Source organism: Thermacetogenium phaeum DSM 12270, from assembly GCF_000305935.1.
GTDB classification, from domain to species: domain Bacteria; phylum Bacillota; class DSM-12270; order Thermacetogeniales; family Thermacetogeniaceae; genus Thermacetogenium; species Thermacetogenium phaeum.
Window position 1 is genome coordinate 1,354,330 of record NC_018870.1, and the last position, 21,701, is coordinate 1,376,030.

Sequence of the window (21,701 nt, forward strand, 5' to 3'; positions counted from 1 at the left end):
GGTACCGCGCGGGTTAGTAGAACCCCCGTCCCTTATGAACGGGGGTTTGTTTTTTAGTCTAGAAAAGGGGTGTTCCGTAAGATTGAAAGAGGAAATTTTAAGGATTAAAGAGAACGCTTTGAGGGAACTGGAAACCGCCGGGAAGCGTGAAGAACTGCAAGACTTGAAGGTGAAGTATCTGGGGAAGAAGGGCCTGCTCACGAAGGTCCTGCGGGGGATGGGAAGTGTTCCGGCGGATCTGCGCCCCAGCCTTGGTCATCTCGCCAATGAGGTGCGACAGCTTCTGGAAGAGAGGCTGGAGGAGAAACTGTCCGCTATTCTCGAGCAAGAGAAGAAAGAAAGGCTTGTCAATGAAGCCATAGATGTAACGCTCCCGGGGCGACCCGTTCGCCGCGGGCACAGGCACCCGTTGACTTTGATTCTCTGTGAAATCAAGGAAATTTTCATTGCCATGGGTTTTGAGGTTGCCGAGGGGCCGGAGGTGGAAACGGATTACTATAATTTTGAAGCCCTGAATATTCCTAAAGGGCACCCCGCCCGGGATATGCAGGATTCTTTTTATATCGGCCCGGAAATACTTCTGCGAACCCATACCTCACCGGTGCAGATACGAACGATGAAAAGGATGGTGCCTGATCTTCCCGTCAGGATCATTGCTCCAGGAAAGGTTTACCGCAGGGATGATGACGCCACTCACTCCCCGATGTTTCACCAGGTGGAGGGGCTTCTTGTTGACAGGCAATGCACGCTTGGAGATCTGAAGGGCGTGCTCTTGACCTTCGCCCGTCAGATGTTCGGCCGCGATCGGGAGATCCGGCTGCGCCCGAGCTTCTTTCCCTTCACCGAGCCGAGCGCCGAGGTCGATATCTCCTGTATCAGCTGCAAGGGTTCGGGATGCCGGGTGTGTTCGGGGACAGGATGGCTGGAGATATTGGGCTGTGGTATGGTTCACCCGAATGTGCTGGTTAATTCCGGCTATGATCCGGAAGAGGTTACCGGTTTTGCCTTCGGTATGGGAGTGGAAAGGATTGCTATGCTGAAGTACGGCATTAACGATCTGCGCCTCTTTTTCGAAAATGATGTCAGATTTATCCGGCAGTTCGGGGGAGGGAGTTATTAATGCGTGTTTCTTATCAGTGGCTGCGTGATTATGTGAATATCGATATAAGCCCTGAGGATCTGGCTGAAAGGCTGACGATGGCAGGAATTGCCGTGGAGGCGGTCGTTCCTCCGGTAGAAGGCCTAGAGAAGATCCTGGTAGGCAAGATCCTGGATGTTGACAGACATCCCGATTCCGACCACCTTATGCTGTGCCGGGTTGATACGGGCTCGGATGTTGTCCAGATAATCTGCGGAGCGCCGAATGTGAGAGCCGGAGTCTGCGTGCCGGTGGCCCTTCCGGGAACAACCCTGCCCGGAGGAATGAAGGTAGAGGCGAGGAAAATACGCGGTCAAATCTCTCAAGGTATGATTTGCTCCGGTGCGGAGCTCGGCACCGACGAGTGGGGTTACGGTGATGATCAGGGCATTTTAATTCTCCCGGAAGGTGTTGCCCCTGGCACAAGGCTTGATGAAGCCCTGGGATTGAATGACCGCATCTTGGAACTGGATTTGACGCCTAACAGGGGGGATTGTCTGGCCGTGATCAATATTGCCAGGGAGGTCCGGGCGCTGACCGGGGCGGAACTCAAGCTACCCGAGATCACTTTAGCTCGGGAACTGGATGAACACACCGGGGACGCGGTAAGGGTGAAGATTAAAGCTCCCGACCTCTGCCGCCGCTATGCCTGTCGAATCGTGCGCAATATCAGGATAGCCCCCTCCCCATCCTGGATGCAGTACAGACTCCGCTCCGCAGGGCTGCGGCCGATCAACAATATCGTTGATGTGACCAACTATGTGATGCTGGAGTTCGGACAGCCTCTTCACGCCTTTGATTATGAGAGGCTGAAAGGCGGGGAGATCATCGTCAGGAGAGCCCGGCAGGATGAAAAAATGGTAACGCTGGATGGTGAAACCAGAAGCCTTTCTTCGGATATGCTGGTGATCGCCGACCGGGAGGAACCGGTGGCAATCGCCGGGGTCATGGGCGGCCTGCCCAGCGAAGTGACGGAGAAAACCCATACCGTTCTTTTAGAATCAGCATGGTTCGACCCTTTGAGTATCAGGATGACGGCAAGCAGACTCGGGATGCGGACCGAAGCCTCGCAGCGCTTTGAAAAGGGGATCAACCCAGAGGGGGTCTTGCCGGCCCTTCACAGGGCGGCGCAGCTTATCGAGGAGTTGGGAGCAGGAGATGTCACCCAAGGTGATGTGGATGAGTATGTCAGGCCTGTCGTGCCCAGGTCGATCCGCTTGCGCCTTTCCAGGACGAACCGGGTCCTGGGAACAAGCCTTTCCCGCGGGGAGATTCAGGAAATTCTGGGTAGGCTTGATTTCCCCTGCGAGATTTGCGGCCGGGATGCCCTGCTGGTAGGTGTGCCTCCGCACCGTGTGGACATTAACGGAGAGATCGACTTGATTGAAGAGGTTGCCCGCCTCTACGGCTATGACCGCATTCCCACCACCTCACCTGTCGGAATGCTGGCTCCACCGGGGAAGGAGCGGGGCTTTTCACTGAAGGATTTTATCACCGATGCCATGATAACTTTTGGCCTTGATGAGGTCATCACCTATAGTTTTATCGGGGAAAGCGCTTTGAACAGGCTGCGTGTTCCTGCAGATAGCCCGCTGCGCAAAGCATTGCGCATCCAAAATCCGCTTAGCGAAGAGCAGAGCATAATGCGCACTACCCTTCTGCCCGGCCTTTTGGATACCGTTATTTACAATTATAACCGCAAATTGGCGGATCTCGGTTTCTTTGAGGTAGGGAACGTCTTCATCCCGCAGGAGGAGGGCGGACTGCCGAAAGAGCGGCTGCACCTGGGGATTGCCGCCTGCGGCAAGGTCGTCAAGGGCTGGCAGCTGAGGGACGAGGAGGTTGACTTCTATTATGTGAAGGGGATTGTGGAAGGACTGCTCGAACTTGCCGGGGTTGCAGATGTAATTTATGAGCCGACTTCAAAGATACCAACCCTGCACCCGGGGCGGGCGGCGCGCATCCTGGCAGGCAGCCGGGAACTCGGTTTCCTCGGGGAGCTGCATCCCGATGTACTCTCTGACTGTGAACTTAACCTGAGGGTTGTCGTCTGTGAGATAGACCTGGAGGAGCTCACCGCGGTTATGAATCTTAAAGCAATGTACCGCCAGATTCCCCGCTATCCCGGGGTCACCAGGGATTTGGCTGTGCTTGTTCCGTTGTCCGTACGGGCGGATCAGGTTGAAAAGGCTATTTACAGCAGCGGTGGGCCGCTGCTGAGAGAGTGCCGGCTTTTTGACGTCTATCAAGGTGAGCAGGTACCGGAAGGATACCGCAGCCTGGCCTATTCGTTGCTCTTTCAGTCGTCCGATCGTACCCTGACGGATGAAGAGGTTGCGGAAGTATACTCAACTATTGTGAAAAGCCTCATCCGGAATTTAGGGGCGCGCCAGAGATAGCCCGGGAAAGACAACTGGCAGGAGATAATTCCTTCAATGGAGAATCCTAGTGTAGCCGTAATAAGCGGGGAGGAGTGAGCGATGAGCGACGACAGAGCCGCTTTCCGGCACCAAGAGACGGTTGCTTCACCTCAAATGAACCCGATTCCAAAGCCGGAGAAAAACAATGAAAAGTCGAGGGTTGCGGTTAAGATTTACGGGGAAGAGTATGTAATCAGGGGTAACGCCGATCCCGCGTTTATCGAAAAGATAGCAGCATATGTTGATAGAAAGATGCGCCTGATCGGACAGAAAAACCCGAACTTGAGCCTAAGCAAGCTGGCAGTCCTTGCCGCTCTTAATATCGCAGAAGACATGGCCAGGCTCCAGGATGATTACGACAGCCTTGTTAAACAACTGGAGGACATTAAAAAACTGGGTCAGTGAAGGATGAATAAGTGGGAAATTGCTCAGATATTTTATGAAATTGCCGATCTTCTGGATATCCTGGGGGAGAACCCCTTCAAAGCCAGGGCCTATCGTAAGGCTGCCCACATTCTTGAGAGCACCCTGCTTGATATTGCTGAACTCAGCACAGAAGGCCGCCTTCAGGAGGTACCTGGTATCGGGGACGCCCTCGCCAAGAAAATCAAGGAACTGGTGGAAACGGGAAGGCTCAATTATTATGAGGAGTTAAAAGAGAGGATCCCTCCTTCAACCCGCCAGCTGCTGATGATTCCCGGAGTTGGGGTAAAAACCGCCCGGCTTTTGTTCCGGGAATTGAACATTACCAGCCTTGAGGAGCTTGAGGAGGCCGCTCGGGAACAGCGCTTGCAGGGTTTGCCGGGGATCGGAGAAAAAACAAAGGAAGCGATCTTACAGGGGCTGAAGGAATTGGTTGGTGAACGGCCGAAATGGCTCCTCAACTTCGCCTTTGCGGCAGCAGGTGAAGTTGCTTCCTTTTTAAACGGGATTCCCGGCGTCGTCGAAGTGAGTGCTGCCGGCAGCCTCCGGCGGGGGAGAGAAATGGTAGAAGCCCTTGACTTTGTTGCCTCCGGAACGGATCCGGAAGATGTTGCTTTAGCCTTTATCAGAGCTCCCTTCGTTCAGGAGGTGGTGGCCGGAAAAGCTCCAACCGCGGTAACAACGAAGTGGGGGATACAGGCAAATCTCCTGGCAGTTCGGCCCGAGCAGTTCGCCTCTGCTCTGCAATACCTGACGGGCTCCCGGGCGCATAATAAATGCCTGCAGGGAATAGCACGGAAGCGTGGGTGGAAGCTCGATAAGTACGGTGTAGATCTCGGGAAAAGGATCGTCACTCCAAAATCGGAGGAAGATCTCTATCAATTGTTGGAGATGCCCTACATCCCGCCGGAACTCCGGGAGGGACAGGGGGAGATCGAGGCCGCCCTTGCGGGGAACCTACCGGTGCTCGTTGACATCGGAGATATCAAAGGGGATCTTCACGTTCACAGCAACTGGAGTGATGGAGCCAACAGCATTGAGGAAATCGCTCTGGCAGCCCGGGAAAGGGGTTATAGCTATCTGGCCATCACCGATCACTCCCGTTCTCTGCGTGTAGCGCGCGGTCTCGACGAAGAAAAACTCCGCCAGCAGCGGCTGGAGATTGAAAGCGTCAACCGGATGTTTGATGACTTTCAGTTGCTGGCGGGGATTGAAGTGGATATTCTTCCCGACGGCAGCCTTGATTTTGATGACGATATCCTGGAGGAAATGGATGTGGTCATCGCTTCTATTCACTCCGGGTTCAAGCAAGACCGGGACACCCTTACCTCCCGGATCATCACCGCCATCCGTAATGAGCATGTGGATATCATCGGCCATCCTTCAGGGCGCCTGCTTGGGAGAAGAGGTCCTTATCAGATCGATATGGAACGGGTGCTGGATGCCGCGGCAGAAACCGGTACCGCACTGGAAATCAACGCCTCACCGGATCGCCTTGACCTGAATGATCGCTACATCAGGTTGGGCAAGGAGCGGGGGGTACGGTTTTCCATCAATACGGATGCCCATGGCAGGCACTGCCTGGCGGATATGCGCTATGGGGTGCTCACTGCTAGACGTGGATGGGCGGAAAAGGAAGATATAATCAACACAATGCCCCTTTCCGAGTTGAGAAAGTGGTTGCAGAATAAAAGTCGGTGAAGATGAATAAGGGGGAGAAGAAGATTGAGGATCGGAGACATTTATGAACTGGCTGTCCGCATGGGGGTAAAAGCCGACCCGCGTGGGGAAAATCAGATCAAAAGGGAGTTGGCCAAGCGCAAGAAGGAGTTCGAAGAATATAAAGAAAGCGAAAAAATTGATTTTGATGGAGAAAGTCTTGTCAATCCATACAACGATACCAGAATTTTATATGGAGACCCAAAGGATGATGTGCGCGGTGTGCTGGCGGGAATCGACATCGAGGTCGGAGAGGTGCTGCTGGCCGATCGTCTGCGCGAGAAAGGAAGGAGAATCGACCTGATCATTTCCCACCATCCGGAGGGAAAGGCCCTGGCTGCCCTGCATGAGGTAATGCACATCCAGGAGGATGTGCTCTATCAGCTCGGCGTACCGATTAATGTTGCCGAAGGCCTTCTGGCGGGCAGGATCGCCGAAGTAGAACGGCGCCTGATGCCTGTCAATCACAACCGGGCGGTAGATGCTGCTTCTCTGTTGGGGATTCCCTTCATGTGCGTGCACACCCCGGCGGATAATCTGGTACAGGAATTCTTGACCCGTTACTTTGAGAGAAAGTCCCCGGAGACGGTTGGTGATGTGGTGAAGGCTTTGAAGGAACTGCCTGAATACCGGGAGGCGGTCAAACGCAATGCCGGCCCGAAGATCATCGTCGGAAAGGAGAAGGGCCGCGCCGGGAAGATCTTTGTGGACATGACCGGAGGTACCAGCGGTTCCAAGGATGCCTATGAGAAAATGGCGGTAGCCGGTGTCGGGACGATTGTGGGAATGCACATGACCGAGGACCACCGCAAGGAGGCGGAAAAGCACCACATCAATGTGGTGATCGCCGGACACATGGCCAGCGATTCCCTTGGGCTGAACCTCTTCCTGGATGAGCTGGCCCGGTGGGGGGTGGAGATCATACCCTGCTCCGGCCTGCTGCGTGTCAGCCGCGTTTAATTGAGGGGGATTGCAATTTGATGGACCTAATTTGGGTGGGTCTGGGCGGTCTTCTAGGTGCCCTCGCCCGTTATGGTGTCTGGAGAGCATTCCTGCACTGGAGTGCGACATTTCCCTGGGGCACATTGATCACTAATATTACCGGGAGTATCCTCCTGGGTCTAATCCAGGCACTGGTCCTGGAGGGATTGATTCTGAGCCCCCGTTCCCGTCTTTTTCTGGGGGTTGGTTTTTGTGGGGCGTACACAACTTTTTCCACCTTTACAAAAGAAAGCCTGGATCTCCTTGATAGTAATCTGTTTCCGGAAGCGTTGCTGTATGTGTCGGGAACAACGGTTTTATGTCTTGCCGGAGTCTGGCTGGGTATCGTCCTGGGGAGATTATCTTATTCCCTGCTGGAGAAAAGACCCCTCAGGCTCGGGGAAGATCGGGACTGATCCCGGGAAATGAGGAGTTAGATGATTGTTCTGCTGGGAATCGGCTTGGGTGGCATGTTGGGAGCCGTGGGGCGTTATTTTCTCGGGCGGCTGATAATGGAAAAATGGAAAGGAACCTATCCCCTGGGGACGTTTCTGATTAATATAAGCGGTGCTTATATCCTCTGTTTTCTCTTGGCATATCTATCTCATGGCGTTACTTTCTCACCTGTGCTGAAATCTGCTTTGACAACAGGGTTTCTCGGGGCATATACAACCTTTTCGACTTTTGCTTATGAGGTAGTAAAACTGCTTGAGGATAATGAGAAACTAACCGCAATAGGCTACACCTGCAGCACAGTTTTCTTCGGTCTTACTTTCGGTTGGCTGGGGTATTTGACGGGAAATATGCTTTAACCAGGGAGGAGGTATTCACCTTGCCCGAACAAAAACCGGCTCTTTTGCTCAGAATATATACCGGAGAGAAGGAGCAGTGGGGGCACAAGGCACTGTATCACGCTTTGGTATTAAAATTCCGGGAACTCGGGCTGGCAGGAGCCACTGTCTATCGAGGCGTGGAAGGCTACGGCCCGGAAAACAGGCTGCGTACCAGCAGGGTCCTCGATCTTTCTGTGGATCTTCCCGTGGTTATCGAGGTTGTAGATTGTGAGGAGAAGATCAGAGGTGCACTGCCAGTAATCAGGAAAATGGTCAAAAAGGGGTTAATCACCATATCCGTTGTGGAGGTTGTTAAGTAAAGGCATGACAGAACGGAAAAAACCGGAACTCCTGGCACCTGCGGGAAACCCGCTGGCCTTGCGCGCTGCGGTGGAGAACGGTGCCGACGCCGTCTATCTGGGGGGGAAGATGTTCGGGGCGCGCGCCTTTGCGGAAAACTTTACTGAAGAGGATCTGGCCTCCGCCCTGAGCTACGCCCACGGCCGCGGGGTGCGGATTTATGTAACAGTCAATACCCTGGTGGATAACAGGGAATTCGGAGAATTGACCGATTACCTGTTTTTTTTATACCGGGAGGGCGTTGATGCCCTCATTGTTCAGGATGTAGGGGTGGCCGGGTACATCAGGGCGGTGCTTCCCGACTTCCGGCTGCACGGGAGCACTCAGATGACGGTGCACAACGCCGCCGGTGCCAGGTTCCTCGCCGAGGCGGGGTTCCAGAGGGTCATCCTTGCCCGGGAGACAACCTATTCCGATCTCCAGGAGATCCGGAAACATTCCTCCCTGGAACTGGAGGTCTTTGTCCACGGGGCGCTGTGCATCTGTTACTCAGGTCAGTGTCTGTTCAGCAGCATGATCGGGGGTAGGAGCGGAAACCGGGGGAGGTGTGCCCAGCCCTGCAGGCTCCCTTACTCCCTGGTAGATGAAAAGGGGCGGGAATTGAGTGACTCTGTTCCGGGGGAGCATCTCTTGAGCCCCAGGGATCTGCTGCTCTTGAGGGAGCTGCCAGACCTCTGCCGGGTTGGCGTTGCCGCTCTGAAGATTGAGGGCCGCATGAAGCGACCGGAGTATGTGGCAACGGTCGTCCGGATTTATCGGGAAGCACTGGACAGGGCCTGGGAGGACCCGGAGCACTATACGGCGAGCGATCGGGAAGTACGGGAACTCTCCCAGATCTTCAACCGTGGCTTCACTACAGGATACTTTTACGGTAATCCCGGGCGTGGCCTGATAGGTTATACCAGACCCAACAACCGCGGCCTTTATCTGGGGCGTGTGGTGAAAAAAGGGCACCGCCATGCCGTCTTGCAGAACCGTCTCCCTTTGAGAACGGGGGATGGGATCGAGTTCTGGACCGGTTCAGGGCGGCATGGCTTAACTGTACAAGGAATGACAGTCAAGGACAGAGAGGTGGAAGAGGCCCCTCCGGGCAGTGATGTACAGATTACTGTTCCCTTCCATGTGAGCCCCGGTGATCGCGTTTTTAAAACCCATGATCGGGTGCTGATTGAAAAAGCACGGGAGAGCTTCACGGGGCCCTCCCGGCGCCGCACTCCCATCACCCTCAGGGCCGTCGCCCGTATTGGCGAGCCTTTTTACCTTGTCGGATGGGATGCGGACGGCTGCCGGGCGGAATCCCGTGGAAATATCTGCGGTGAGAAGGCGCGCAAGCACGAACTTACTCCAGAGATCCTCAGAGCTCAGCTGGATCGGTTGGGGAATACCCCCTTTCAACTGAAAAAGCTGGAGTGTGAGCTCGAACCGGGGGTGATGTTGCCCCTCAGCGAAATCAACGCCGTGCGCCGCAGTCTGACGGCCGCTCTGGAGGAAAAGCACCTGCAAAAGTACCGGCGCCGTCTACCTCAGGATCTTACGAAACGGGAAGAGGGATACTGGTCAGGGCTGCAGGCAAGGGCGCGAGATGTGCAAAAGGTTATAAGGCGTCCCTCCCTTGCCGTCGCCGTAAGTGATTTGCCGAGCCTGCAGGCGGCCGCTGCAGGGGGGGCGGACATCATTTACTTCGGCGGATATTCTCTCAAAGGGAGGGCGCCCTGGACCGATGAGGCATTGCGGCGTGGTATTGAAGATTGCCTGGGGCGAGGGGTGCAGCCCTATCTCATCATCCCACGCATCTGGCAGGAGCGGGAAGGGGATAGGGTACTCCGAATGCTCGAAGAGGCGCTTCTCTTATCTGTTGCCGGGGTACTGGTCGGTGACCTGGGCGGTTGTTATCTGGCTTTGAAAAAAGACCTCAGTGTGGTGACCGATTTCTCGGTGCCTGTTTTCAACGATTCGGCGATCTTTTCCTTGCTGGAAGCAGGGGTGAGTCGCGCTACTTTATCTCCGGAATTGAATCGGGAGCAATTGATGCGCCTTACTTACAGGGGGTCGGAGGTACTGGAACTGCCGGTGCACGGAGCAATACCCCTGATGATCAGCGAGCACTGCGTCACCGGAGCGGTAACGGGGGAGGGGGGGCGGTGCATGAGGATCTGCTCTCAAAACCGTTGTTACCTTAAAGATCGCTGTGGCTACCTGTTTCCTGTAGTTCAGGATGAGCGCTGTCGGATGACCATTTACAACGCCCGGGAACTCTGTTTAATCGAACACCTTGCCGAAATAATAGAGGAAGGTTATGATCATCTCAGGCTGGAGCTCCGTTATTCACAGGCCCGGGAGGTTAAAGAGATCACCTCCATTTACCGCAGTGCTGTTGACGCAGTTGTTTCCGGATGCTGGAGCCGGGAGCGGGCAAGGCATGCCTGGGAGAAGCTTTCCGTTATCTCTCCACTCGGCCTGACGCGCGGTCACTACCTGCGCGGTGTTCTCCGGGCAGAGGAGAGAAAGGAGGGGGCTTTAAATGGATAGATTTTCATTGAAGAAGCTGGAGTTTCACAAGATCAAAGAGATGCTGGAAGGATGCTGCAGCACTCCTCTGGGTGTTCCCTATGTGCGGGAACTGGAGCCGGCGACGGAAGTCGAGGAGATCCTCGCTCGCCAGGCGGAAACTACCGAGGCCTGCCATGCCTGGAGGCTCTGCCCCGAACTGTCCTTTGATGGGGTCGCCGACCTGGCACCACTGCTGCGGCGCGCCCTCATCGGAGGGGTGCTGGAGCCTCAAGATTTGCTGAGCTGCCGCGATACCCTGCAGGCAGGAGAGCGGTTGAAGAAGGCCCTCCTGAGCGCCGGCAGGGAACTGCCGCGCCTGCAGGCGAGAGCCCGCAGGATCCAGGAGTGCCGGACACTGCAGGAGAAGATCAACCTCTGCATACAGCCGGACGGAGAAATATCCGACAGCGCCTCACCGGAACTGGCCAGACTGCGGCAGCAGATCCGAACACTGCAGGTTCGGATTCGCGGCTTGCTGGATGAGATCCTGTCTAAACCGGAGTGGAACAGATATCTGCAGGAGCCCATTTACACTGTGCGAGGGGACCGTTATGTAGTTCCCGTCAAGCAGGAACACCGCAGCCAGTTCCCCGGCCTCGTTCACGATTTGTCCGGAAGTGGAGCGACCGTTTTCATGGAGCCCCTGCCGCTGGTGGGCCCGATGAATGAACTGATGGCAAAGCGCACCGCCGCTCACCGGGAAGAGCAGCGCATCCTGGAGGAACTGACCAAGATGGTGGCGGCTTTTCACGACGCAATTCAGGAGAATCTGAGGATCCTCGGTGAACTGGATTTTATTCTGGCAAAGGGGCATCTCAGCAGTAAACTCAAAGGGAACCCTCCCCGCTTCGGCGATGGGAGATGTTTAGTGCTGAAGTCGGGGCGCCACCCGCTCCTCAGAGGGAAGGTGGTTCCCCTGGATCTCCACCTGGGAAGAGATTTTGACTGCCTGATCATTACGGGGCCGAATACCGGAGGAAAAACGGTCGCTTTGAAAACAGTCGGCCTGCTGGTGGTAATGGCTCAGGCCGGGCTCCATATTCCTGCCGGGGAGAGGACTGTGCTTCCCGTTCTCCAGAATGTTTTTGCCGATATCGGGGATGAGCAGAGCATTGAACAATCATTGAGCACCTTCTCCGGCCATATGAAAAATATTGTGCGCATCCTGGATCAGGTCGGGGAGGGAAGCCTGGTGCTCCTGGATGAATTGGGGGCGGGCACCGATCCCGAGCAGGGAGCCGCTTTGGGGATGGCAATACTGGATAGGCTGATCAACAAAGGCGCTCTGATCATCGCTACTACCCATTTCAGCGAGCTGAAAATCTTTGCCCATACCAGGCAGCGGGCGGAAAATGCTTCTGTGGAGTTCGACAGCAGGACCCTCCAGCCCACCTACCGCCTTTCCATCGGTGTTCCCGGAGAGAGCAATGCCTTTGAGATCGCCGCAAGGCTGGGACTCGATTCTGAAGTGGTAGAGCGGGCGAGATCCTTCTTGCGCCCCGAGCAGCGGGAACTTTCCGATTTGATCAAGCACCTTAAAGAGGACCAGTTCGCAGCCAGTTCGGCTCGGGCTGAGGCCGAGCTTGAGCGAGCAGAAGTCGAAAAATTAAAGGAGAAGTTACGGCGGGAGGAGGAAAGGCTGCGGAATAAGCAGCAGGAGATCCTGTCCATGGCCCATGAGGAGGCACGGGAGCTGGTACGCACCGCCAGGCGGGAAGCCGAGCAGTTGATCCGCTTCCTGAGGGAGAAGATGCGCCAAGAGGATGCCCGCATTGCTCTGGAGGAGGCTCAGGCAGTGCGGCAGAAGCTAGGTGATCTGTCCGGTCGAATCGAAGAAAGGGCTGCGGCTACGGAGGAATCCGCCTTTGCCGGCGATATTCCGGATACGCTGAAGCCCGGGGATGTTGTAGCCATACCCCGCTTCCATCAGGAAGGATATGTTATTTCTCCCCCCGGTCCGGATGGAGAGGTGCTGGTTCAGGTCGGTGCGCTCAAGCTCCATCTCCCCATCAAGGAGCTGCGCCGCAGTCTGAAACGGGATAAACAAAAGAAAGAATTGACAGCGACGGGCAGTAGATCCGGTGGTAGAACCATCAAGGAACATGCACAGGTGTCTCCGGAGTTTGACTTTCGGGGAATGCGGGTGGAGGAAAGCCTCAAAGAGATTGATAAATACCTGGACGCGGCCTATCTGGCGGGAATAAACAGGGTTTCTCTCATCCATGGGAAAGGAACAGGGGCCTTAAGGGAGGCTGTAAGACAGTACCTTTCCAAACATCCCTTCGTGGCTTCCTACCGCAACGGGAATTACTACGAGGGGGGGACGGGGGTTACCATCGTCGAATTAAAATAATCTTCATCTCTTTATTTGCTAAGAAATTGACCATACACACCTGGCAAATGCCGTACGGCAATTCAAGATTTCTTTAAAGCCGTTTGTTGCGGCAGCAACGGGGGATGCAGCACAAAAAAGGGGATAATTGCATAGCCAGGCCATCCTGTTAGAAGTGCCGGTATTCTTTGTTATGTTATATTTAAATAAAGAAGCTTTCCATAAAGGGTTAGTTTAGTAATTACCTGGAGGCAGACCATGTGCGGGCGTTTCAGCCTTACTGTGGATGGAGAAGCGCTGTGCCGCTATTACCGTGTTGATGCGGGGAACATTATCTTTGAGCCGAACAGCAACATCGCTCCGGGGCAGTACATACCTGTGATCACCGGCGGCCCCCGGAGGGAGGCGTTCATGATGCGTTGGGGGCTAATTCCACGCTGGAGCAGAGAACCGGCAAAGGGTTACCGGATGTTCAATGCCAGGGCAGAAACGGTAGACAGAAAACCCGCTTTTCGAGAACCGTTTTTGAAGAGGCGCTGTTTGATTCCGGCCGATGCCTTTTATGAATGGAAAAAGGTTGCCGGAAGGAAGATCCCCTTCCGCATCAACCTGCCGGGGAAGCGATTGTTTTCCCTGGCGGGCATCTGGGATTGCTGGGTGGCTGAAGATGGAAGAAGGATTTTATCCTGCAGCATCCTGACCACCGACTCCAATGATTATTTAAAGGAGGTTCATAACCGGATGCCGGTGATCCTGGCGGATGATGACTACCAGCAAACGTGGCTTCAGGAAAGGAGAATCGCGGAGGTAAAGAGGCTGCTGCACCCCTATCCCGGAGAGATGATAGCCGTACCCTGTTCTCCGGGGAGCGGCATCATGAATCCACCCAGGGATGCTTTCCCGGGGCAAGAGTAAACAGACAATACCAATCACCATTCTGAGGGTTCCTAATAAAGGCTTGAGGCGATCGGTAAAATTGTTGAGAGGTAGATCTTTGACCCGGAATGCAAAAAGGAGGGAGTGGTTTTGAAAAGAAAGATTAAGAATGCCGTGCTGGAACTCATCGAAGGGGATATCACGGAGATGGATACCGATGCCATCGTCAACGCCGCCAATTCCTACCTGAAACACGGCGGCGGGGTGGCCGGGGCAATTGTCAGGAAGGGGGGCCAGGAGATTCAGAGGGAGTCCGATCAAATCGGCTATTGCCCTGTAGGAGGAGCGGTGATTACAGGGGCAGGCAGACTTAAAGCGAAAAAGGTGATCCATGCCGTAGGCCCGAGGATGGGTGAGGGGAACGAAGACGAGAAGCTGAGAAGTGCCACTTTGAACAGCCTCAGGGTTGCCGAACAGAACCATCTGGAAAGCATCTCCTTCCCGGCCATCAGCACCGGCATCTTCGGTTTTCCCCTCGATCGCTGTGCAAAGATCATGCTGGAAACTGTTATCACCTACCTGCAGGGAACTACTGATTTGAAGAGGATTGTTTTTTGTCTTTTCGGGAGGGATGCCCTGGAGGTTTTTCAAGAGGAACTCCAGAGGCGGCTTCCGGAGTAACAGGAGGGGCGGTTTATGAACGAGGAGCAAAAATTAACGAGAGTTGCCGAACTCCTTGCCTCTTCACGAAATACTGTTGTGGTAACAGGGGCGGGTATCAGCACCGAGGCCGGCATTCCCGATTTTCGAGGAGAAAAAGGAATTTACCGCACCCTCGGCGAGCAGAAAGTGACAGCGCTGCTCAATATCAATGCCTTCCGAAAAAGACCTCGCGAATTTTACGAATTTTATCGCCGCTACTTTCTGCTGCCAGAGGTAAAACCGAGCCGTGCCCACCTACTTCTGGCCGATCTGGAAAAGAAAGGTATAATCAAAGCGGTTGTAACGCAAAATATCGATAATCTGCATCAAATGGCCGGCAGTAAACGGGTTATCCCCGTCCACGGGAGGGCGGATCGTTTTCTGTGCACCGGAATCGGGTGCCGGTTCGAATCCGATGCCGGGTATGTCAGGGACTACCCGGATCTCGTGCCCAAGTGCCCCGAATGCGGGAACATTCTGAGGCCCGATGTCGTCCTTTTTGGAGAGCCGATTCAGAACCACCGCCTGGCCAGGGATACAATTCTGGCTGCCCAGGTGTTGCTGGTGATCGGTTCATCATTGACCGTTTATCCCCTTGCCGGGTTCGTAAGTGAATACTGCACAGGGGATAGGACCATGATTATCATCAATAAGGGTCCTACCGCTCTCGACTACGCCGCTACGTTAAAGCTCGATGTAGAAAGCACGGCTGAGGTTTTGGAGAAGATTGCCCGAAATCTGCCGTGAATAAGATTATGGTGGCGGCCCAATTGTAAGACCAGCCATCAAGCCTTTTTGAGAGGATTTTATCCTCTGATGGCGGTCTCCGGAGGCACCGTGGTTTATCAGCGCAGCTTTGTAGGAGGTTCAATAAATGCAGACTGCTGTTGACTGTATTCCCTGCTATTTAAAACAGGTAATATCAACCATGAGGGTAGCCGAGGTGGAGGAAGCTGACCAGAGGCGTATTTTAACAGCCCTTTTTGATACCATCGCCGCTCTTGATCCGGCAAAAACACCGGCGGAAAATTCTTCGGTGGTGCTTTTCGAAGCGTATCGGCTGATGGGTTCTGACGACCCCTACAGTGAAGCTAAAGCGGCATCCAACCGCCTGGCGTGCACTTATCTCTCCTCCCTGGAAAAGATTATTTCCTATAGCGAGGACCCTCTTCTGACGGCCATTAAGGTCTCGGTTGCGGGTAATGTCATCGACATGGGAATCAACCCTGACTTCGATGTCAATGCCAGCATCCAACAGGAGCTGGAGCGGGAATTCAAACTCTGCGATCTGGATGCTTTCCGGGAGCTTTTAAACAGTCAAAGCCCTGTGGTCATCATCGGAGATAATAGCGGAGAGATTGTCTTTGACTACCTGCTGCTCGCCTGTTTGCGTGACTTCAACGACAAGCTTTTTTATGTTGTCAAGGAGGGTCCTATTTTAAATGATGCCACCCGGGATGATGCCGAGGAAGCCGGAATACACCTACTGGCAGAGGTGGTGACAACAGGGAGCAACTACCTTGGTGTAATACCCGAGCTGTGTAGTGAGGAATTCCGTGATCTAATGGGGCGGGCCGGACTGGTTCTGGCAAAAGGGCAGGCCAATTATGAAACCCTTGAGGGAACAGTTTTTGCCGGGGAGAAGACATTTTTCCTTCTTCGTGCCAAATGTCCGGTGGTTGCCGGCCATCTCGGTGTTCCTCTCGGAAGTTCTGTGTTGCTGCGCAATCAACCTGACGGTCCGGCTGCATCAGAAAAAAAATAAGCTCCAAGAAAATAAGCTCCCCTATCCGGGGGAGGTGTTGTTTTGTGATTACGGTGCTAAATTTTGATGACACCCTGATTCCACAGACCAGGTATTATTGTTTACCCTTTCGGGTGATCGAGTGCAAAGAGATCAGGGGGACCAAACTGTTCTGCGAAGAGCGCTCCCTGCTGCTGCTCACCCGACTGTTGCAGAACCGGGAAAAGGATCGAGTTGTACTTATCGGATGTGCAGATTACCATTACGTTTCATATATCTTACTCGCAGAAATGGTTCAACCTTTTACGCTCGTTCTTTTTGACAATCATGCTGACCTCCGGCAGTCGCCGGAGAGAACACTTCTTTCCTGCGGTTCCTGGGTTGCCAGAGCGGCAGAGCTTCAGTACTTGGTGAAAATAGTTATCATTGGTGCTCGACCCGATTCCTTTTTAGGGGCAGATTGTCGGGCTTTACAAAAGGTACTGTATGCGCCGTACTCGCCGGGCAATCTGGAAACAGCAGCTCTTCCCGAAAGCATAGCGCCGATTGAGGAACAAGGTATCGCTTCGGTCATCAGAGAGGTGATTGAGAAGATCCCCACAGATGACGTTTATATCAGCATAGATAAAGATGTTCTTTGCAAGGAGGACGCCCTGACCAACTGGGATCAGGGGGAGATGACCCTTCAAGAGCTGCTCGTTGCGCTCCGGAGCCTTGCCTCCAGCAAGCAGATCTGCGGAGTGGATTTATGTGGAGAAGAGGTGCTGCATCCTTTGGATTGGATGCGGGCAAAAGGGCAGGAGGTAATTCGGAAAAATGCCGTAGCCAACATGCAAATCTGCAGCCTGTTTTGTTAAGCTAAACGAGCTTCTGAGAGGATAATTCGGAGCTGTGTTGGATCAGCATTTACATATTTTCAGGCAGACCCGGCGCTGGCGCGGGCCGTCGAACTCACATAAGAATACCCCCTGCCAGGTGCCGAGCAGAAGCCTGCCTCCCGATACGGGGATTGTAAGAGATACCCCGGTTAAAGCCGCCTTGATATGGGCTGCTGAATTTCCTTCCGTATGCCTGTAGTCGGCTTCAAAAGGGATCAGTTTCTCTAGGGTGCCGGCAATATCGTGAACAACGCTGGGATCGGCGTGTTCATTGACCATAATGCCGCAGGTGGTATGGGGTACGAAGATGCAGCAAAGGCCCTCATTTACTCCCCTTTCTTTGCAGATATTATTGATCGTGGGGGTGATCTCCACCATCTCAACCCGCTTGGTGGTTCTTACCGGAAACTCGATTACTCCTATCATGAATGCGGCTCCTTTTCATGGTGATCTTTTGTTATATGATAATAAATCACAGCTACCGGTGTAAAGCCTTTGCGGCAGGAGGGCATCCGGCCATTGAATAATAACGATCACGAGGTGAAATCTTCATGAAGTGGCATACCGAATACCACTGGTTTCATACCAGGCAGAAAAGGGAATTCATTAACATCACCGACCTTGTTGCCCAGGCGGTCAAAAAGGCCGGTATCAACGAGGGGATGGTTCTCGTAAGTGCAATGCATATCACCTCCGGGGTTTATGTCAATGATGAAGAGGATGGTATCAAAAAGGATATGATGGAATGGGCGGAAAAGCTGGCTCCCTACAAGGATGACTATGAACATCACAAAACAGGGGAGAGCAACGGAGATGCTCATCTGAAAAGCATTCTTTTTCACCATCAGGTCGTTGTACCGGTGACCGATGGGAAGCTGGATATCGGCCCCTGGCAGCAAATTTTCTATGCCGAGTTTGACGGCCAGCGCCGCAAGAGGCTGATAATCAAGGTTTTTGGTGAGTAAAAAAGCCGTTCCCTGACAACTGAAGGTGGTGAAATAAATGATCATTACAGGCGGCCCCCCCGACCCAGAAAGAACTCCGGACGCTCCTAGAGCTTCCGGAGCTGTAATCTGCTCTGCCTGCGGAGTGCTCTGGCAGTTGTCGGTTGTCATGTCGATTTTTAGTGAAGAGGAAAAGGAGAGGTTCTGGGCCGGAAAAGGCTGTCCGGACTGCAGGTTTCAGTGGAGCAACTACTAACCTTCTTCTTTATCGTTTCTTACCTGGTTATGAAAGATATCCTTCAGGGTTGGTTCTTTTTTCTCAGGCTTTACATCTGTGACGACATCGGTCACGCCGCGTGCGCTGGCTGCCGCCGTTCTGGCAGCCTCAATTTCCCGGGTGTCATCTGTGTGCCCCTTCAGCACAACTGTTCCTCTGTCAACAGCTGCGACGCCGATCCGCCGCAAATCAACCCGGTGGTTCGTTGCCAGCTCTTCCGTGACTTCCGTGGCCACATCACGGTTTCGAATAGCCCCGTCGGTGCTGACGGAGATGGCGTTGGCCACCCCTTTTACACCCGGAATACTGCTTGCCAGCTTTTCTGCTCGCTCCTTTTCTTTAAGCGTATCCACAATACCCTGCAGCTGCACTTCACCCTGAACCACGTCGGCATTCAACCCGTATCCCCGCAGGTCTTTGTCCACTTGCAGCAGAGAGCGAACGCGCTCTTTAAGCTCCTCATCCGAAATGCGACCCGCCATCTGATCACCTTACCTTGTATTTTTCTTTTTATTATTTCACCGTGCCCCCTGGAGAATGCGGGTTATCAAAAAGATTCTGCATAGTTAATAAATGTGAACAGGTGTACCCTCGGGAATGTTCTCATAGATCCATTTTGCCCTGCTCGACTTGCAGATGGACACACCCGTGTGATGCCGGGCTTCCCAGCTTTTCCGCTTCCTCTTGAATAATATTTTTTGGCGATCCATTGGTACGCTGTGAAAGAGGTAAACGCCCCAGTTTTTAAAAGATACCCACCACATGGCTCCCTGTTGATATTTTTCACTGAAGAACCATTCACCCCTGTTCTGGATGATGAAGTGTCCGAGGTGGGTCGAGTTATTAACTCCAGTAGAGACGGTAAAGGTTCTATGCAGATTGCCGTTATAATAAACGCTCTGTTGTTGTTCGCCAATGCTGACTTCGAGCCTGGAGCCGCGCTCCTTAGAAGCAAGGCTATTGCCCGGTAAGGAGGACAAATCTATCATGGCTGCACCTCGCAGGTGAAGATGGATCCGTTTGCCGTCCAGCCTATTATACATTATTTTTTGAGCCATATCCTGATATTTTGTTGTTAGGTTGTCACGGATTCAGGTGCATAATTTTTTACCGGCACCGACAAATTAACAATAAAATTAAGAGTGGTGAGTGGACGGAATAAATGGCAGTAATGAAAAGCTTTTAAACGGCCGGGTATAATCAAAGATGGACAACAAATGAGTGATGCTAAAAGTTTTTGGTTTTCTATAACTTCAAAAGTAGGGGAGGGGGTTGTAAAAAAAATTTGTATTAAGTTATAGATCGATGATATTTAGGAATACTGTTTATAGATAGCTAATATAAATATTACCGGAAGGAGATACTTCAGATATATAAAAATGCCTGTAGGAAAGAAAAAGCCTAAAAAAATTTTAATGCCGGGCGATCTCGGGGATGCAGCAACCAGAAGAAATTATCGCAAACCGGGGCCGGTAATAATTTATAAGTATGCGGAGGCGTTTGACGAAATGGGAAAGGCAATCTCTTTAAACGAATTTTTAAAACTTTCCGATGCTCAAGCGAAGGATGTCATGCTCGAGTTGAGCAAGATGAGCGACCAGGAACTGGCCTCAGAGTGGAATGTACACACAAGCTTCATTAGGAAGATACGACACATTTTGGGAATCCGCAAGGACCACAGCGGATCGGTTGTTGCTAATGCCGATATTCTGAGTGATAAGTGGCCGCCTGTTTACAGGCCGCGCAAAAGAGTGGTTGCTGCAGCCGTCTTTGAAGAGAAAATGCAGCTACCGGAGATCAGGGTTCCCGCTCAAGTGGAGGAACAAAAAGATGCCCGGGGGTTCTTCTTCTCCCTGGAGGGAGTTTTCCCTGCTTCGGAAGTTCAAAAAAGGATAGAAGCGCTGGCCTTGATGGCCTCCTGTTCGCCGCAGAGCAGGTTTGCGGTGACAATTAAACTGGAAGAGGTAACGGGAGAAGGGGCAGGCTAGCTCTTACAGTACGGCGCTTTTACGGATTGGATCAATTAACAAGCCGGGAAACCGGCTTATTTTATACTTTTGAACGGAAACACAATATACCATCTTGGGCAATAAGTGGTTATTTGGGTAAAAATTATCTCTTCCGGAAGGAATATAACCATCCTTGTTGAATGTAAGTATTATATCAAACCCATAGGAGGTGTTTTCATGAGGAAGGCCTTATTGACGTTGACCCTGGCGCTGATCATGGTTGCGGCAGGGGCTTTTTCAGCTTTAGCAGCTACAGAAGTAAATCTGAATGTAAACGGAAAAGGGATTCCGTCCATCAACGTCCTTGTCGAAGAGGGAATTTCCAGATTCTCAATTGATGACTTCAGCCGGATTACCGGTGCTACTGTGGTATGGACGGAACAAGACGTTATTCAGATCTCCAAAAATGGCAAGACGTTGCTTCTGACGATGGGAGAACGAGATGCCTTGCTGGATGGCAACAAGGTTGTTCTTCCCCGTGCCCCTATCCGCAACGGAAGCGTTGTAGAAGTCCCGCTGCGTTTCTTATGCGAAACCTTTGGCTGTCGTGTTGATTGGAACGCCGCAGATAAAACAGTTTTAGTAATAAACGATGAAAAAAGAAATGGGATGAACCCGACAGAACTGTTGGTTAATTCCAATCTTGCCAGCGAGAGCGTCAACACTTGCTCCCTGGACGGTATCACGAACATGAAGATAGATGCTCTGGTTGACGGGGAAAGGGTTCTGCCCACTCCGCTGGCCCTTTCCGTCAAGCAGCAAGGATCTGTGCAGATTGAACCGTTGCAAGTTTACATTAAGCAGAACATTACTTCGAAGATGGAAACGGATGCTTCTCAGGAAAGTATGGTTACGGAGAGCTATATTACCGGAGATAAAATCTATATCAGGCCTAACGGAGAGGATTGGTTTGTTCAAGATCTTCCTTTGCCGGAAGAATTCTGGAAAGAACAGCGGGATATTCAATCTGATCCTCTCAGAGCAGCGGCCTATATCCGGGAGACAGGTATGATCCTCAGCTTCGGAGATGATGTATCACTGGACGGGAAGGATTATTATGTAATCAACGCCTATCTGGATCCTAACAAGTTTCAGCAGACTTACTTGAATCTGATGCAGCAGATGGCGCAGGGTATGCCGCAGGATCTTCCTCCGGAGATCATTCAACAGATGGAGCAACTGCTGGCCAAAGTTGCAATATTTGATTGTAATTACAAGCTTTACATCAATAAGGACACTTTAATCTCTGAAATCCTGGAACTTTGCATGCGGATGGATCTGAACTTGACAAAGGAAGACCTGGAGCAGTTTGGACTGCCGGCGGAATCCGAAAAGCTTCCTGAGGAAGTTTATGTAAGTATGGAGATCGATGGAAGCTACAAAATGAGTGATTTCGGAGAGCCCTTCGTCGCCCCTGATGTCAGTAATGCCCGAAACATAGCTGACATGATCCCTCAACCAGGAGAGAATATATCTGAACAAAGTAACTGAGGGTTGGCCTGGTCAGTATTCGCT

The 21,701-nt window shown here is 52.7% G+C and carries 22 protein-coding genes; 19 read left to right on the forward strand and 3 right to left on the reverse strand.

Translation table 11 applies throughout. The features are described 5' to 3' along the window. Positions 1–82 precede the first annotated feature (82 nt). The 15 genes from pheS (at position 83) to TPH_RS06765 (ending at position 16,935) form a co-directional block, all read left to right on the forward strand. Positions 83–1,120, forward strand: coding sequence for a phenylalanine--tRNA ligase subunit alpha (pheS, locus tag TPH_RS06695; protein WP_028990998.1), 1,038 nt, complete (start codon positions 83–85; stop codon positions 1,118–1,120). Continuing rightward, a complete protein-coding gene (pheT, locus tag TPH_RS06700) occupies positions 1,120–3,537 on the forward strand; it encodes a phenylalanine--tRNA ligase subunit beta (RefSeq protein ID WP_015050433.1) in 2,418 nt (805 codons plus the stop codon). The genes pheS and pheT overlap by 1 nt, the downstream gene beginning before the upstream one ends. Positions 3,538–3,618: 81 nt before the next feature. Next, positions 3,619–3,963 (forward strand): cell division protein ZapA, encoded by a 345-nt coding sequence (gene zapA, locus TPH_RS06705; protein ID WP_015050434.1) that lies wholly within the window; start codon positions 3,619–3,621, stop codon positions 3,961–3,963. 3 nt (positions 3,964–3,966) lie between these two features. Beyond that, the gene (polX, locus tag TPH_RS06710) at positions 3,967–5,682 is read left to right on the forward strand and encodes a DNA polymerase/3'-5' exonuclease PolX (RefSeq protein WP_015050435.1); all 1,716 of its coding nucleotides are present in this window, start codon (positions 3,967–3,969) and stop codon (positions 5,680–5,682) included. Between the two features lie 24 nt (positions 5,683–5,706). Further along, positions 5,707–6,660, forward strand: coding sequence for an NIF3 (NGG1p interacting factor 3)-like protein (locus tag TPH_RS06715; protein ID WP_015050436.1), 954 nt, complete (start codon positions 5,707–5,709; stop codon positions 6,658–6,660). A gap of 20 nt (positions 6,661–6,680) precedes the next feature. Beyond that, positions 6,681–7,097: a fluoride efflux transporter CrcB gene (gene crcB, locus TPH_RS06720; RefSeq protein ID WP_015050437.1), complete on the forward strand. Its 417-nt coding sequence runs from the start codon at positions 6,681–6,683 to the stop codon at positions 7,095–7,097. A gap of 21 nt (positions 7,098–7,118) precedes the next feature. Next, positions 7,119–7,493, forward strand: coding sequence for a fluoride efflux transporter CrcB (crcB, locus tag TPH_RS06725; RefSeq protein WP_015050438.1), 375 nt, complete (start codon positions 7,119–7,121; stop codon positions 7,491–7,493). Between the two features lie 20 nt (positions 7,494–7,513). Further along, a complete protein-coding gene (locus TPH_RS06730; protein ID WP_015050439.1) occupies positions 7,514–7,834 on the forward strand; it encodes a DUF190 domain-containing protein in 321 nt (106 codons plus the stop codon). Beyond that, positions 7,824–10,403, forward strand: coding sequence for a DUF3656 domain-containing U32 family peptidase (locus tag TPH_RS06735; RefSeq protein ID WP_201764509.1), 2,580 nt, complete (start codon positions 7,824–7,826; stop codon positions 10,401–10,403). Before TPH_RS06730 ends, TPH_RS06735 begins: the two co-directional genes overlap by 11 nt. Continuing rightward, entirely contained in the window at positions 10,396–12,777 is a 2,382-nt protein-coding gene (locus TPH_RS06740) for an endonuclease MutS2 (protein ID WP_015050441.1), read from the forward strand. The genes TPH_RS06735 and TPH_RS06740 overlap by 8 nt, the downstream gene beginning before the upstream one ends. A gap of 237 nt (positions 12,778–13,014) precedes the next feature. Continuing rightward, positions 13,015–13,671 carry an SOS response-associated peptidase gene (locus TPH_RS06745; protein WP_015050442.1) on the forward strand — a complete coding sequence of 219 codons (657 nt, stop codon included), beginning with the start codon at positions 13,015–13,017 and terminating at the stop codon, positions 13,669–13,671. Positions 13,672–13,782: 111 nt separating this feature from the next. Further along, positions 13,783–14,313, forward strand: coding sequence for a macro domain-containing protein (locus TPH_RS06750; RefSeq protein ID WP_015050443.1), 531 nt, complete (start codon positions 13,783–13,785; stop codon positions 14,311–14,313). 15 nt (positions 14,314–14,328) lie between these two features. Then, positions 14,329–15,081 carry an SIR2 family NAD-dependent protein deacylase gene (locus tag TPH_RS06755; RefSeq protein WP_015050444.1) on the forward strand — a complete coding sequence of 251 codons (753 nt, stop codon included), beginning with the start codon at positions 14,329–14,331 and terminating at the stop codon, positions 15,079–15,081. 127 nt (positions 15,082–15,208) lie between these two features. Then, entirely contained in the window at positions 15,209–16,099 is an 891-nt protein-coding gene (locus TPH_RS06760) for a damage-control phosphatase ARMT1 family protein (protein ID WP_015050445.1), read from the forward strand. A 44-nt stretch (positions 16,100–16,143) separates the two neighbouring features. After that, positions 16,144–16,935, forward strand: a complete 792-nt coding sequence (locus TPH_RS06765; protein ID WP_015050446.1) for an arginase family protein — start codon at positions 16,144–16,146, stop codon at positions 16,933–16,935. 42 nt (positions 16,936–16,977) lie between these two features. On the opposite strand, the gene TPH_RS06770 is transcribed toward TPH_RS06765, so the two are convergent. After that, entirely contained in the window at positions 16,978–17,382 is a 405-nt protein-coding gene (locus TPH_RS06770) for a secondary thiamine-phosphate synthase enzyme YjbQ (protein ID WP_015050447.1), read from the reverse strand. 125 nt (positions 17,383–17,507) lie between these two features. Here TPH_RS06770 and TPH_RS06775 point away from each other — a divergent pair, with 125 nt between their 5' ends. Beyond that, complete coding sequence (locus TPH_RS06775; protein ID WP_015050448.1) at positions 17,508–17,921, forward strand: secondary thiamine-phosphate synthase enzyme YjbQ; 414 nt, start codon at positions 17,508–17,510, stop codon at positions 17,919–17,921. Between the two features lie 37 nt (positions 17,922–17,958). Continuing rightward, positions 17,959–18,156, forward strand: coding sequence for a hypothetical protein (locus TPH_RS06780; RefSeq protein WP_015050449.1), 198 nt, complete (start codon positions 17,959–17,961; stop codon positions 18,154–18,156). Here the strand turns inward: TPH_RS06780 and TPH_RS06785 are convergent. Further along, a complete protein-coding gene (locus TPH_RS06785; RefSeq protein WP_015050450.1) occupies positions 18,153–18,659 on the reverse strand; it encodes a BON domain-containing protein in 507 nt (168 codons plus the stop codon). The two genes, TPH_RS06780 and TPH_RS06785, sit on opposite strands and share 4 nt — an antisense overlap. A gap of 84 nt (positions 18,660–18,743) precedes the next feature. Next, a complete protein-coding gene (locus TPH_RS06790; protein ID WP_015050451.1) occupies positions 18,744–19,166 on the reverse strand; it encodes a L,D-transpeptidase in 423 nt (140 codons plus the stop codon). Between the two features lie 519 nt (positions 19,167–19,685). Between TPH_RS06790 and TPH_RS06795 the strand changes: the two genes are divergently transcribed. Further along, positions 19,686–20,165, forward strand: a complete 480-nt coding sequence (locus TPH_RS06795; RefSeq protein ID WP_015050452.1) for a hypothetical protein — start codon at positions 19,686–19,688, stop codon at positions 20,163–20,165. A gap of 198 nt (positions 20,166–20,363) precedes the next feature. After that, positions 20,364–21,677, forward strand: a complete 1,314-nt coding sequence (locus TPH_RS06800; protein WP_015050453.1) for a DUF6612 family protein — start codon at positions 20,364–20,366, stop codon at positions 21,675–21,677. Positions 21,678–21,701 lie beyond the last annotated feature (24 nt).

Bases quoted from the DNA above. Each gene is read 5' to 3' on its own strand.
- TPH_RS06795 (WP_015050452.1), top strand. From the start codon at position 19,686: ATGGGAAAGGCAATCTCTTTAAACGAATTTTTAAAACTTTCCGATGCT.
- TPH_RS06800 (WP_015050453.1), top strand. From the start codon at position 20,364: ATGAGGAAGGCCTTATTGACGTTGACCCTGGCGCTGATCATGGTTGCG.
- crcB (WP_015050437.1), top strand. From the start codon at position 6,681: ATGGACCTAATTTGGGTGGGTCTGGGCGGTCTTCTAGGTGCCCTCGCC.
- TPH_RS06745 (WP_015050442.1), top strand. From the start codon at position 13,015: ATGTGCGGGCGTTTCAGCCTTACTGTGGATGGAGAAGCGCTGTGCCGC.
- TPH_RS06775 (WP_015050448.1), top strand. From the start codon at position 17,508: ATGAAGTGGCATACCGAATACCACTGGTTTCATACCAGGCAGAAAAGG.
- TPH_RS06770 (WP_015050447.1), bottom strand. From the start codon at position 17,382: ATGATAGGAGTAATCGAGTTTCCGGTAAGAACCACCAAGCGGGTTGAG.
- zapA (WP_015050434.1), top strand. From the start codon at position 3,619: ATGAGCGACGACAGAGCCGCTTTCCGGCACCAAGAGACGGTTGCTTCA.
- TPH_RS06780 (WP_015050449.1), top strand. From the start codon at position 17,959: ATGATCATTACAGGCGGCCCCCCCGACCCAGAAAGAACTCCGGACGCT.
- TPH_RS06755 (WP_015050444.1), top strand. From the start codon at position 14,329: ATGAACGAGGAGCAAAAATTAACGAGAGTTGCCGAACTCCTTGCCTCT.
- polX (WP_015050435.1), top strand. From the start codon at position 3,967: ATGAATAAGTGGGAAATTGCTCAGATATTTTATGAAATTGCCGATCTT.
- TPH_RS06785 (WP_015050450.1), bottom strand. From the start codon at position 18,659: ATGGCGGGTCGCATTTCGGATGAGGAGCTTAAAGAGCGCGTTCGCTCT.
- pheT (WP_015050433.1), top strand. From the start codon at position 1,120: ATGCGTGTTTCTTATCAGTGGCTGCGTGATTATGTGAATATCGATATA.
- TPH_RS06740 (WP_015050441.1), top strand. From the start codon at position 10,396: ATGGATAGATTTTCATTGAAGAAGCTGGAGTTTCACAAGATCAAAGAG.
- TPH_RS06790 (WP_015050451.1), bottom strand. From the start codon at position 19,166: ATGATAGATTTGTCCTCCTTACCGGGCAATAGCCTTGCTTCTAAGGAG.
- TPH_RS06760 (WP_015050445.1), top strand. From the start codon at position 15,209: ATGCAGACTGCTGTTGACTGTATTCCCTGCTATTTAAAACAGGTAATA.
- crcB (WP_015050438.1), top strand. From the start codon at position 7,119: ATGATTGTTCTGCTGGGAATCGGCTTGGGTGGCATGTTGGGAGCCGTG.